Source organism: Sodalis sp. RH20, assembly GCF_047324205.1.
Lineage (GTDB): Bacteria > Pseudomonadota > Gammaproteobacteria > Enterobacterales > Enterobacteriaceae > Acerihabitans.
Genome location: NZ_CP178733.1, coordinates 4,529,970 through 4,542,713 on the forward strand (window position 1 = coordinate 4,529,970; position 12,744 = coordinate 4,542,713).

The window sequence follows — 12,744 nt, forward strand, 5'->3', positions numbered from 1 at the left end:
TGATGACCATCGGCCTTTATCCGGAACTTCGCTGAAAATTCTCTCGCCGCCCCTCGGGGCAACGCTCTCTTCGCGTCAAACACTTTAGGTGTTGTAAGGTTAAGCCTCACGGGTCATTAGTATCGGTTAGCTCAACGCATCGCTGCGCTTACACACCCGACCTATCAACGTCATCGTCTTTAACGTCCCTTCAGGTGGCTTAAAGCCACAGGGAAGACTCATCTCGAGGCAAGTTTCCCGCTTAGATGCTTTCAGCGGTTATCTCTTCCGCACGTAGCTACCGGGCAATGCCATTGGCATGACAACCCGAACACCAGTGGTGCGTCCACTCCGGTCCTCTCGTACTAGGAGCAGCCCCTCTCAATCTTCCAACGCCCACGGCAGATAGGGACCGAACTGTCTCACGACGTTCTAAACCCAGCTCGCGTACCACTTTAAATGGCGAACAGCCATACCCTTGGGACCTACTTCAGCCCCAGGATGTGATGAGCCGACATCGAGGTGCCAAACACCGCCGTCGATATGAACTCTTGGGCGGTATCAGCCTGTTATCCCCGGAGTACCTTTTATCCGTTGAGCGATGGCCCTTCCATTCAGAACCACCGGATCACTAAGACCTGCTTTCGCACCTGCTCGAGCCGTCACTCTCGCAGTCAAGCTAGCTTATGCCTTTGCACTAACCTCACGATGTCCGACCGTGATTAGCTAACCTTCGTGCTCCTCCGTTACTCTTTAGGAGGAGACCGCCCCAGTCAAACTACCCACCAGACACTGTCCTCGACCCGGATTACGGGCCGGAGTTAGAACATCAAACATTAAAGGGTGGTATTTCAAGGTTGGCTCCATGCAGACTGGCGTCCACACTTCAAAGCCTCCCACCTATCCTACACATCAAGGCTCAATGTTCAGTGTCAAGCTATAGTAAAGGTTCACGGGGTCTTTCCGTCTTGCCGCGGGTACACTGCATCTTCACAGCGAGTTCAATTTCACTGAGTCTCGGGTGGAGACAGCCTGGCCATCATTACGCCATTCGTGCAGGTCGGAACTTACCCGACAAGGAATTTCGCTACCTTAGGACCGTTATAGTTACGGCCGCCGTTTACCGGGGCTTCGATCAAGAGCTTCTCCTTGCGGATAACCCCATCAATTAACCTTCCGGCACCGGGCAGGCGTCACACCGTATACGTCCACTTTCGTGTTTGCACAGTGCTGTGTTTTTAATAAACAGTTGCAGCCAGCTGGTATCTGCGACTGGCTTCAGCTCGGGGAGCAAGTCCCTCCACCTAATGCCAGCGTGCCTTCTCCCGAAGTTACGGCACCATTTTGCCTAGTTCCTTCACCCGAGTTCTCTCAAGCGCCTTGGTATTCTCTACCTGACCACCTGTGTCGGTTTGGGGTACGATTCGATGTGACCTGGAGCTTAGAGGCTTTTCCTGGAAGCGTAGCATCAATTCCTTCACCACCGTAGTGGCTCGTTATCACGCCTCAGTGTTGAATAAAAGAGCGGATTTACCTGCTCTTTCCACCTTCACGCTTAAACCGGGACAACCGTCGCCCGGCGAACCTAGCTTTCTCCGTCCCCCCTTCGCAGTCACACCCAGTACAGGAATATTAACCTGTTTCCCATCGACTACGCCTTTCGGCCTCGCCTTAGGGGTCGACTCACCCTGCCCCGATTAACGTTGGACAGGAACCCTTGGTCTTCCGGCGAGCGGGCTTTTCACCCGCTTTATCGTTACTTATGTCAGCATTCGCACTTCTGATACCTCCAGCAGCCCTCACAGGCCACCTTCGCAGGCTTACAGAACGCTCCCCTACCCAACAATACCCGAAGGTATCGCTGCCGCAGCTTCGGTGCATGGTTTAGCCCCGTTACATCTTCCGCGCAGGCCGACTCGACCAGTGAGCTATTACGCTTTCTTTAAATGATGGCTGCTTCTAAGCCAACATCCTGGCTGTCTATGCCTTCCCACATCGTTTCCCACTTAACCATGACTTTGGGACCTTAGCTGGCGGTCTGGGTTGTTTCCCTCTTCACGACGGACGTTAGCACCCGCCGTGTGTCTCCCGTGGTAACATTCTTCGGTATTCGCAGTTTGCATCGGGTTGGTAATCCGGGGTGGACCCCTAGCCGAAACAGTGCTCTACCCCCGAAGATGAATTCACGAGGCGCTACCTAAATAGCTTTCGGGGAGAACCAGCTATCTCCCGGTTTGATTGGCCTTTCACCCCCAGCCACAAGTCATCCGCTAATTTTTCAACATTAGTCGGTTCGGTCCTCCAGTTAGTGTTACCCAACCTTCAACCTGCCCATGGCTAGATCACCGGGTTTCGGGTCTATACCCTGCAACTTAACGCCCAGTTAAGACTCGGTTTCCCTACGGCTCCCCTAAACGGTTAACCTTGCTACAGAATATAAGTCGCTGACCCATTATACAAAAGGTACGCAGTCACCCTGATAAATCAAGGCTCCCACTGCTTGTACGTACACGGTTTCAGGTTCTATTTCACTCCCCTCGCCGGGGTTCTTTTCGCCTTTCCCTCACGGTACTGGTTCACTATCGGTCAGTCAGGAGTATTTAGCCTTGGAGGATGGTCCCCCCATCTTCAGACAGGATATCACGTGTCCCGCCCTACTCATCGAGCTCACAGCACTTGCACCTTCGGATACGGGGCTATCACCCTGTGTTGCCGGACTTTCCAGACCGTTCTCCTGATACAAATGCTGATGGTGACTCTGGGCTGTTCCCCGTTCGCTCGCCGCTACTAGGGGAATCTCGGTTGATTTCTTTTCCTCGGGGTACTGAGATGTTTCAGTTCCCCCGGTTCGCCTCAATACGCTATGGATTCACGTAATGATAGTGCAACGAATTGCACTGGGTTTCCCCATTCGGACATCGCCGGCTGATAGCGCTTCATATCAGCTCACCGGCGCATTTCGCGGATTAGCACGTCCTTCATCGCCTCTGACTGCCTAGGCATCCACCGTGTACGCTTATTCACTTAACCTCACAACCCTAAAGTGTCTGTGTTGCGACTGGCTGCACACCGCCATGGCATCGTTGCGCGGTGCTCGCCATGCTCATGGACATTGAGTCCACTCCGCTGGCTGCGCGCCGTGCGCCTTGCCCTGACACTGTTCGCACAGTCTCACCCTGGTGAGAGTAAACCCTCGCCTGGGCTACAGAGATTGCCATCGACACGGCAATCATTAGGTTTGCTTGCTTTGAGAGAATCGCATACTGATTTTGCTCAGCATGTTTTTTTCAAATTTTCAGCTTGTTCCGGATTGTTAAAGAGCATGTATTTCGCAGCATACTGATACGCGGTTGCATAACAATGTGCTCTGAAATAAATAAGAAAAACCAGACAATCTTACCACCCATCCCGTCAGGAAATGGTGGAGCTAAGCGGGATCGAACCGCTGACCCCCTGCGTGCAAAGCAGGTGCTCTCCCAGCTGAGCTATAGCCCCAAGTCGTTTAACCTTTTTATATCCACCGCATTCTTTTCCATGCGCTTATGACCGGGCACCGGTTAAGGATACTCAGCAATGTCACATCGGGGAGGATTTCGGTACGATAGCCAGTTCGCTTAGCCGCAGACAGTTTCGGCGCGAGTAACGCAGTGTGCGCAAGCACATGAGTCACGCAGCGGTGAAAATGACCAGGGTAAGTAGAACTGGTAGGCCTGAGTGGACTCGAACCACCGACCTCACCCTTATCAGGGGTGCGCTCTAACCACCTGAGCTACAAGCCTATAGAAGGTTTTTCTTGCTCGTTACAGTTATCAGACAATCTGTGTGGACACTACACAATTAGTATCTATTTCGGTAAGGAGGTGATCCAACCGCAGGTTCCCCTACGGTTACCTTGTTACGACTTCACCCCAGTCATGAATCACAAAGTGGTAAGCGCCCTCCCGAAGGTTAAGCTACCTACTTCTTTTGCAACCCACTCCCATGGTGTGACGGGCGGTGTGTACAAGGCCCGGGAACGTATTCACCGTGGCATTCTGATCCACGATTACTAGCGATTCCGACTTCATGGAGTCGAGTTGCAGACTCCAATCCGGACTACGACGCACTTTGTGAGGTCCGCTTACTCTCGCGAGTTCGCTTCTCTTTGTATGCGCCATTGTAGCACGTGTGTAGCCCTACTCGTAAGGGCCATGATGACTTGACGTCATCCCCACCTTCCTCCGGTTTGTCACCGGCAGTCTCCTTTGAGTTCCCACCATTACGTGCTGGCAACAAAGGATAAGGGTTGCGCTCGTTGCGGGACTTAACCCAACATTTCACAACACGAGCTGACGACAGCCATGCAGCACCTGTCTCAGAGTTCCCGAAGGCACATTCGCATCTCTGCAAACTTCTCTGGATGTCAAGAGTAGGTAAGGTTCTTCGCGTTGCATCGAATTAAACCACATGCTCCACCGCTTGTGCGGGCCCCCGTCAATTCATTTGAGTTTTAACCTTGCGGCCGTACTCCCCAGGCGGTCGATTTAACGCGTTAGCTCCGAAAGCCACGGCTCAAGGCCACAACCTTCAAATCGACATCGTTTACAGCGTGGACTACCAGGGTATCTAATCCTGTTTGCTCCCCACGCTTTCGTACCTGAGCGTCAGTCTTCGTCCAGGGGGCCGCCTTCGCCACCGGTATTCCTCCAGATCTCTACGCATTTCACCGCTACACCTGGAATTCTACCCCCCTCTACGAGACTCTAGCCTGCCAGTTTCAAATGCAGTTCCCGGGTTAAGCCCGGGGATTTCACATCTGACTTAACAGACCGCCTGCGTACGCTTTACGCCCAGTAATTCCGATTAACGCTCGCACCCTCCGTATTACCGCGGCTGCTGGCACGGAGTTAGCCGGTGCTTCTTCTGCGGGTAACGTCAATCAACAAGGTTATTAACCTTATCGCCTTCCTCCCCGCTGAAAGTGCTTTACAACCCGAAGGCCTTCTTCACACACGCGGCATGGCTGCATCAGGCTTGCGCCCATTGTGCAATATTCCCCACTGCTGCCTCCCGTAGGAGTCTGGACCGTGTCTCAGTTCCAGTGTGGCTGGTCATCCTCTCAGACCAGCTAGGGATCGTCGCCTAGGTGAGCCATTACCTCACCTACTAGCTAATCCCATCTGGGTTCATCCGATGGCGTGAGGCCCGAAGGTCCCCCACTTTGGTCTTGCGACGTTATGCGGTATTAGCTACCGTTTCCAGTAGTTATCCCCCACCATCAGGCAGATCCCCAGACATTACTCACCCGTCCGCCGCTCGCCGGCAAAGTAGCAAGCTACTTCCCGCTGCCGCTCGACTTGCATGTGTTAGGCCTGCCGCCAGCGTTCAATCTGAGCCATGATCAAACTCTTCAATTAAAAGCTTGATGCTCAAAGATTGTCATACTGTTAATCTTATGAATTAACTGTTTGTTCACTCTTCAAGACTTGGTATTTTGTGTTTCGATACGGTCTTGTGAGTGCCCACACAGATTGTCTGATAAATTGTTAAAGAGCATGGCCAGCGTGCATCAATCTCACCTGGCGCGGGTTGCGTATATTACGTTTTCCCGCTGAAGAGTCAAGCTTTTATTTGCCCGAACCGGGCGCTTTTCCCTTCCCGACCCGGCATCGCGTTAGCGTTTGTTCCCGGTCAGTGGAGGCGCATTATAGGGACTTTCCCCAGCCTGACAAGTACTTATTTCACATATTGCGCCGACCGCTGAATTATCACACAACCGCAGGCTGCATCGGCAATTTTTCCAGCGAAACGAAGCCATAGCGCTGTAATACCGGTACCAGCTCCATGGCCTGCGGTGAAGCCACCAGGCAATAGGCCTGGTTCGCTTCCGTCGAATAAGCACCGTCTATTTCATGGGCGATAAGCCAGGCCGCGCGTTTGGCGATCGCTGAACCGGAATCCACCAGCCGGGTACCGTCCGGCAACACCGCTTTAAGCTCGTCGCCTAATAATGGAAAATGGGTACAACCAAGGACCACAGTGTCGGGCGGCTCGGGAAGCCGCAACCAGGGGCGCAGGATTTTCTGCAGCACCGGCAGGGCGATGGTTTCGCCATGAAGCTTGGCTTCAGCAAGCTCCACCAGCTCGGCGGATCCAAGCGTAATGATATGGCAATCCGCGGCGAATTTAGCGATCAGCTCATGGGTATAGCTACGGTGCACGGTGGCGCGGGTAGCCAACAGCCCGACGATACCATTACGGGTTAGCTTGGCGGCGGGTTTTATCGCCGGCACTACGCCGACAATAGGGCACTCAAACCGCTCGCGCAGGGCCGGCAGGGAAATGGTGCTGGCGGTATTGCAGGCGACAATCACCATATCAAGCACGTGCAGGCGCTGCACCGCCGCAACGATATTCACGACCCGCTGGACAATAAAGTCTTCCGGCTTTTCGCCATACGGAAAAGCCTCATTGTCGAATACGTAGATATAATGCGGGTCCGGCAACAGTTGCCGCACTTCATCATAGATAGATAAACCGCCCACGCCAGAGTCGAAAATCAGGATCGTGGGCCGTTTGATGTTGCTACCGTCAGAAGGAATAAGTTCCGGTGAGATAAAATTCTCGCTCTGCGGTCTGGTAGCCATAAGCCGTCTCATAGTCTTTGTCGAACAGATTGGCTATTCTACCACGAACCGTCAGATGGGGGGTTAGCGGATAAGAGGCGGCGATGTCCCACAAACTGACGCCGCCCATTCGCACCCGGTCATTCGTGTTGTAGTTGGTATCGTAACGCTCGCCGAGATAACGGTAGTTAAGCGACCAGTCGATATCGGCCACCTGCCAATCCAGCTGATATTTCACCTGCTGCTTGGCGCGTCGCGCCAGCACCTGATTGGTGGTGGCGTCGCGGGGATCGAGGTACTCCAGCGTCAGTTGATGCTGCAGCGGGCCGGTATAGACCGAGCCGGTCCATTCCACACCTTTGATCCGCGCCTTGCCGATATTCTTATAAGTGTCGTCGTTGGTGTCATAATCAATCAGGTTGTCGATATCGTTGCGGTATGCCGAGACGCGCCAGGTCAGCGGGCCGGTCAGCCCTTCCATCCCGCCCTCCCACTGCTTGCTCTCCTCGGGTTTTAAATCTTCGTTGCCGCCAAAACCACTGTAAAGCTGACTCAGGTTGGGTGCCTTGTAGGCGGTGCCGTAAGACCCGATAAGCCGGTAGCCCTCAATGAACTCCCAGGCGGCGCTGGTTTGCCACGTGCCGTGCCAGCCGAACTGCGAATTATCATCACCGCGCACCGCGCCCTCGAGGGTAACCGGCCCGACAAGCTGCGAAGCGGTGGCGTAGATACCGGTATTGCGTTGCTCATAGCCGTCGGTAAGGTAACCGGTGCCTGGTTCGGTGGTCTGCTTTTGCCAGTCCACCCCAGCGCCTGCCGTGCCATGGCCTGTCTGCAGGGTATTGCTCCACTGCGCATTATACTGTTTGGAATCGTCAAGGGTGGCGGAGGCGGAATAGGGTCCATATTGAGGATCGTAGTTATAATCCTGAGTATGGTTATAGCTAAAGGACAGCTGCGACGCGTAGATCCCGTCCTGGTAACGCATGCCGGTATCGTAAGTACGGCTGTAGAGTTTACGGGTATCGGGCAGCGCGTCAAAATGATCAGGGTCGGTATAGGCGTAGCTGCCGTCATAGCCGCTGCGGTTGTCGTAGCCATAGGCGCGGGCAAAACCGCTGAACTGCTGGTTAAAGATATGATCAAGCGAGGCAAACAGCGTTTTGCTCATAAAACCATCGCGGTCGGGCTGCGCGGGATCGCCATAGGTATCCGGCAGGTTGGCGCGCACATCAAAACCATGGGTATAGGTATAGTTGCCCGCAACGGTGGCGGTGGTGTCCTCTCCAAGCTGTTGCTGGGTGGAGCCATCATAGGTTTGATAGCCATGGGACCCTATGCCGGTGCTGAGGGTGGTGCCCGGCTGCTCGCGTGTGGTAATGATATTCACCACGCCGCCGATGGCGTCCGACCCATAGACCGCGGAACGCGGGCCACGGATATATTCGATGCGCTGCACCAGGGACAGCGGAATCTGGCTAAGGTCGGAAGAACCTGAGATGCCGGCCTGGTTCAGCCTCACGCCGTCTATCAGCACCAGGGCATGGCTTGAATCGGTGCCGCGGATAAACAGTGAGCTTTGCTGCCCCAATCCGCCGGATTGGGCGATATCCACGCCCGGCAGACGGCTTAGCGCTTCGGCCACCGATTTGATCTGGCCGCGGTCGATATCGCTGCGGGTAACCACGCTGGTCGGTGCCAGTACGGTGGATATTGGCTGGGGAAAACGGTTGGCGGATACGACCATCATTTGCGCGGCCTGATCCTGGGCGCCGTCTTGCGCCCACCCGGAGAATGCCGTGACGCAGAGCGCCAGCAGCACGGTATTGTTAATCTTAGGCATTGCCATAGCATCCAAATGATAAAATAGGATGCCGCAGGTTCCATGTTTGATGGCTCGCGATAAACAGGGATATTGCGACAGAATACCGGCAGGTTTTCGGGCTTGGGATGCGTATAATACGCCAGGCGACGACTTCCCATCATAAAGACAGTGTCTGCTTGCGCGATCGCCCTGAAGTCCCCTTACCGCTGCGCGTCAGCTCCAGCTTTCCACTGGATTCCCTTTTAACTTACGAAAGACCGGACAATAATCCTACAATCAAAGAGATAAGCATGTCTATAGCACTAATAATCAAACTATTTATAAGCGCAACAACACTGGACATCACCGGTTTATCCCCTACAATCCCCCATAAAGTGGTACAAATAACGGATATTAGCGAGAGATCATCATGACCGACGAGACGTTACCCATTAGCGCGTATGAAACCCAACTGGCGGAAAAAGCCGCTCGACTGAACGCGATGATGGCGGCGTTTCAGGCGCCCGAGGCGGAAATATTCCGCTCGCAGCCCGAACATTACCGGATGCGTGCTGAATTCCGGGTCTGGCATGATGAGCAGGATTTGTATCATATAATGTTTGATCAGCAGACCAAGGACCGGATCCGCATCGATCACTTCGCCGCCGGCGGCGAACTGATGAACCGATTGATGGTCGCCATGATGGACGCATTGCGGCCATCGCCGATCCTGCGGCGCAAGCTGTTCCAGCTTGATTACCTGACGACCCTGAGCGGTGAAGCGGTGATTACCCTTATCTATCATCGTCCGTTAGACGACGAATGGCGCGAGCATGCGGGCGCGCTGCGCGATCATCTGAGGACGCAGGGTTTTGCGGTCAACCTGATTGGCCGCGCCACCAAAACCAAAATTTGCCTGGACCGTGATTATGTCGATGAGCGCTTGCCGGTGGCGGGACGGGAAATCATTTACCGTCAAATCGAAAATAGCTTTACCCAACCCAACGCCGCCGTGAATATCCAGATGCTTGAGTGGGCGCTCTCGGCCACTGAACCGGCACAAGGGGATCTGCTGGAGCTGTATTGCGGCAACGGCAATTTTTCCCTGGCGCTGGCGGGCAATTTTAACCGGGTGCTGGCCACGGAAATAGCCAAGCCTTCGGTGGAAGCGGCACAGTTTAATATCGCCGCCAATCGAATGACCAACGTGCAGATTATCCGCATGTCGGCTGAGGAGTTTACCCAAGCCATGCAAGGGGTGCGGGAGTTTACCCGCCTGAAGGACATCGACCTGGCAAGCTACCGCTGCGAAACCATATTTGTCGACCCGCCGCGCAGCGGGTTGGATGATGCCACCGTCAGGCTGGTGCAGGGGTATCCGCGCATCCTGTATATCTCATGTAACCCGGAATCGTTGTGCGGTAATTTGACAACGTTGGCGGAAACCCACCGTATCGAACGATTGGCGCTGTTTGATCAATTTCCTTATACCCGCCATATGGAATGCGGAGTGCTGTTAACCGCCAAAACGCAGCCATAGATCAATGGCACCTAAAATGAGGCTCTTATGCATGCTTCGTGCCCGCCTAGAGCCGCTGATTTTCCTTAAAGGATGTTTATTTGTCGCTCTCATAGTCAATGCTGGTGACATTTCAGCTTGACCGCCCGCTCCCGGGGTGCGGACAGCAAAGGCGCTGAACTAGCAATCGAAGCCTAAAGCGGTATCGTTTATCTTCATGAGACCGAGATAAAATAACGCACCCATAAAAAAACTGACCATGGACATCTTTAACATGCCAGGCTTATGATTAAACTGGTTATGGGCGGCTTGATAAACATAATCTATTACAAAGGCTGCAGCGCCGGCCATAAGTCCGGTCATGAAACAATTTACCAGCGTATTTTCAAATAGCTCGTGGCGCCACTGTTCTGTATCGCATCTCGTGCGGATTTCACTGCATATCTCCTTCAACTCTGCGCAAGACTTTTCCATCGCTAACGTTTTATCAATGTTAATCCTGCAATCTTGCAGCGGTTTCCAGCACCCTTCCAACTCAAGCTGGAAGTAGCATCGGTCGGCCCTTGCGGCTTTCAGGCTACCTAACAAATCATAAATTAACTTATTTGTTAATGATACGGTAAGCGGGATGGAAATCACCGATAAAGGATTAGAGCAACAAAACGCCGTGGCGGAATTGCAGGCACGTGCCAATTTCGTCATCAACTTAAAAAATTTGCTTGTCGTATTATTGTGATATTTATCGGCATGAGACACTTGGCTGACCATCCCGGCATTATTCTTTTCTCGATTATTAATTTCAGGGTTCATATAATGATTCCTCGGCAAGGGATTAAATGGCATAACGATGTAAAAAGACGAAAGCGCTGATAGACTATTTTCACAAATAAAGGTTAAACTCCCCGAAGCCGGTAATATTCCTAACAACCGCCCGGGTCGGTGCCTGCAAGCGGCAAAATTGATTCCGAAGTTAGCCGGTTCGCTTACAGTAGCCGCCTGACCAGATTAACTATCCTATTGGGTAATATTGTCCAGTTCAATGTCGATAAAGTTTGTATAAGCCACACCGGCTAAAGCGCCTACGATAAAACCAATTCCTACGGTATAAAAAACACTATCACGATGACGCAGCGGATCCGCACCACAAAATGATTTGCATGATTCTAGCGCACAGCCTGCGGCGAATCCCGCAGCGCCGCCGCCCAACATGCCGATGCTCAAACCCAGGCCCATGATTTTGCCTTTCCATTCCCTGACGTCCAGATGGGTAACGGGGGGCGGCTTGCTGATATTTTGGATTGAAACAGCGATAAGCCGTTGGGCGCCAAAGACGATACCTATTGCCGACGCGGCAGACAAAGTGACTACAGACAGGGTCTTGATAAAGGGTAAGGCGCTGTTGGCCGCGCCGCTAAATGATCTGGCAAAACGCGTAACGCCCTGACCGAAACCATTATCCCCCTGGCTAATCTCCTCTAAAGGGCAATGGGTTGTTGTGGTCGGCATTGTTGGGTCTGAGACAGGCATCATTAACTCCTATCAATACTAACTAATTTTCTATTACATAAAATCGATCCGAAGATAAACTGAAGGCTGATATTTCTACCTATCATCATAAGAATACCCCCCGCCATAGGCCTTTTTAAGAATCACAGATAATTAAGCGCACTTGAAAAGTGAGGGTACCATAACAAGCCTAGAGAGAAATAGAATAAGGCGACTATACAGTACATAGCTAATGGAACTCTAGCAATACGATTAAAATTAAATAACTTATTAATTAACGAGTTTATATTACCGAGCGTAAACCCAGCGACAAAACAAGCCGCCATGATACCCATACATAGCTTATAGTTGAAAATATTATACTGCGGATCATATATCTGCAAGCTGGTAGAACCCATAGGGGGTGCTTCATTTCGGTTGGTCACAATAGAAATTCCTCGGAAATAGCTATTTGCCGACAGCGCCGTGGACAGGGCAACCCCTGCTTTATAGCAAATTTTAGGTAGCGTCATTACAGCATTGTTGATCTGGACTAATGGCTGGGAAAACAGGGGGCGCGCAGAAAACTCATCGTCAGTCTCATCATCCGATGAAATATAAAAAAAATTGTCATGTATTATTGTATTACTAATATTTATGTTGGAGAAATTAGAATTACACATAATTAACACCCTATTTTACTTGAAGTAAAACTTCATTTGCTTATATTTTACAAGGCTAACCGCAGGAAAAAAACTTTACTATAAATACATAAAAAACAACAGGAGAGAATATCTTAATGAAAATTTTTGTATAGCATTCAAAAAAATTAACAATTATACTTTTCTCTTTGATAAATTAGCAACCTTTGAGCATAGCGGAGTTCATTTTGTAAAACGACGGATTATACGTCATTTAAAAATAGCAGATGCGGTCTTCGCGTTCAGTATTGGCTATTGTTTAATAATCCAGGCTCAAGAAATTTATGAATCCCGTTGGATTTTGTCTAGCCGTTTCAATTTGCGCCCAATCCAGAATACCAGGACCACCATCAGGATGGCTGGAATAAAATTTGAGCCGATAACCGGGTATTCCACCCGGATAATAGCACTGTACATCAACAGGCCCAGCAGGAAGCTTGCCGCCGCCAGGGAAGGATAACCCTCCGGCATGGCGCAGTCGCGATAATGATGGTGCAGGCAGTATACCGACAGCACCAGCGAAATCAGCGGGAAGATGGAAAAAGGCACAATAGTGCTGAACAGGGCCGCGAAGGAGCCGTTAATGGATAAACCGGCAATCAGCGCCAATAGGAGCGTGCCTTTTTCACCCAGGGGTCGTGTCGTCATATT

The 12,744-nt window shown here is 51.9% G+C and carries 7 protein-coding genes, 2 tRNA genes, 2 rRNA genes and 1 riboswitch; of the genes, 1 reads left to right on the forward strand and 10 read right to left on the reverse strand.

Annotated elements, in window-relative coordinates:
- Nucleotides 1–95 precede the first annotated feature (95 nt).
- The 6 genes from ACL2XM_RS20665 to btuB all read right to left on the reverse strand — a co-directional run bounded on the left by ACL2XM_RS20665 (nucleotide 96) and on the right by btuB (nucleotide 8,427).
- Nucleotides 96–3,009, reverse strand: a 23S ribosomal RNA gene (locus ACL2XM_RS20665).
- 389 nt (nucleotides 3,010–3,398) lie between these two features.
- A tRNA-Ala gene (locus ACL2XM_RS20670) sits at nucleotides 3,399–3,474 on the reverse strand.
- 207 nt (nucleotides 3,475–3,681) lie between these two features.
- Nucleotides 3,682–3,758: transfer RNA gene (locus ACL2XM_RS20675), tRNA-Ile, on the reverse strand.
- A gap of 74 nt (nucleotides 3,759–3,832) precedes the next feature.
- Nucleotides 3,833–5,375 (reverse strand): 16S ribosomal RNA (locus tag ACL2XM_RS20680).
- The 16S and 23S rRNA genes sit together here with 2 tRNA genes alongside, the layout of an rRNA operon.
- 351 nt (nucleotides 5,376–5,726) lie before the next feature.
- Nucleotides 5,727–6,605: a glutamate racemase gene (gene murI / locus ACL2XM_RS20685; RefSeq protein ID WP_410012679.1), complete on the reverse strand. Its 879-nt coding sequence runs from the start codon at nucleotides 6,603–6,605 to the stop codon at nucleotides 5,727–5,729.
- Nucleotides 6,550–8,427, reverse strand: coding sequence for a TonB-dependent vitamin B12 receptor BtuB (gene btuB / locus ACL2XM_RS20690; protein WP_410012680.1), 1,878 nt, complete (start codon nucleotides 8,425–8,427; stop codon nucleotides 6,550–6,552). The genes murI and btuB overlap by 56 nt, the downstream gene beginning before the upstream one ends.
- A 69-nt stretch (nucleotides 8,428–8,496) precedes the next feature.
- A riboswitch (cobalamin riboswitch) is annotated at nucleotides 8,497–8,686 on the reverse strand.
- Nucleotides 8,687–8,818: 132 nt separating this feature from the next.
- Here btuB and trmA point away from each other — a divergent pair.
- A complete protein-coding gene (trmA, locus tag ACL2XM_RS20695; protein WP_410012681.1) occupies nucleotides 8,819–9,928 on the forward strand; it encodes a tRNA (uridine(54)-C5)-methyltransferase TrmA in 1,110 nt (369 codons plus the stop codon).
- Nucleotides 9,929–10,087: 159 nt separating this feature from the next.
- Here the strand turns inward: trmA and ACL2XM_RS20700 are convergent, their stop codons facing one another.
- The 4 genes from ACL2XM_RS20700 to ACL2XM_RS20715 form a co-directional block, all read right to left on the reverse strand.
- Nucleotides 10,088–10,717, reverse strand: a complete 630-nt coding sequence (locus ACL2XM_RS20700; protein WP_410012682.1) for a hypothetical protein — start codon at nucleotides 10,715–10,717, stop codon at nucleotides 10,088–10,090.
- A 204-nt stretch (nucleotides 10,718–10,921) separates the two neighbouring features.
- Nucleotides 10,922–11,437 carry a hypothetical protein gene (locus ACL2XM_RS20705; RefSeq protein ID WP_410012683.1) on the reverse strand — a complete coding sequence of 172 codons (516 nt, stop codon included), beginning with the start codon at nucleotides 11,435–11,437 and terminating at the stop codon, nucleotides 10,922–10,924.
- Between the two features lie 119 nt (nucleotides 11,438–11,556).
- Nucleotides 11,557–12,075: a hypothetical protein gene (locus tag ACL2XM_RS20710; protein ID WP_413731532.1), complete on the reverse strand. Its 519-nt coding sequence runs from the start codon at nucleotides 12,073–12,075 to the stop codon at nucleotides 11,557–11,559.
- A gap of 300 nt (nucleotides 12,076–12,375) precedes the next feature.
- Nucleotides 12,376–12,741, reverse strand: a complete 366-nt coding sequence (locus ACL2XM_RS20715) for a YijD family membrane protein (protein WP_413729104.1) — start codon at nucleotides 12,739–12,741, stop codon at nucleotides 12,376–12,378.
- Between the last annotated feature and the right edge of the window lie 3 nt (nucleotides 12,742–12,744).

Excerpts from the sequence above, each read along its gene's own strand:
- murI (WP_410012679.1), bottom strand. The coding sequence starts at position 6,605 with ATGGCTACCAGACCGCAGAGCGAGAATTTTATCTCACCGGAACTTATT.
- btuB (WP_410012680.1), bottom strand. The coding sequence starts at position 8,427 with ATGCCTAAGATTAACAATACCGTGCTGCTGGCGCTCTGCGTCACGGCA.
- trmA (WP_410012681.1), top strand. The coding sequence starts at position 8,819 with ATGACCGACGAGACGTTACCCATTAGCGCGTATGAAACCCAACTGGCG.
- ACL2XM_RS20700 (WP_410012682.1), bottom strand. The coding sequence starts at position 10,717 with ATGAACCCTGAAATTAATAATCGAGAAAAGAATAATGCCGGGATGGTC.
- ACL2XM_RS20705 (WP_410012683.1), bottom strand. The coding sequence starts at position 11,437 with ATGATGCCTGTCTCAGACCCAACAATGCCGACCACAACAACCCATTGC.
- ACL2XM_RS20710 (WP_413731532.1), bottom strand. The coding sequence starts at position 12,075 with ATGTGTAATTCTAATTTCTCCAACATAAATATTAGTAATACAATAATA.
- ACL2XM_RS20715 (WP_413729104.1), bottom strand. The coding sequence starts at position 12,741 with ATGACGACACGACCCCTGGGTGAAAAAGGCACGCTCCTATTGGCGCTG.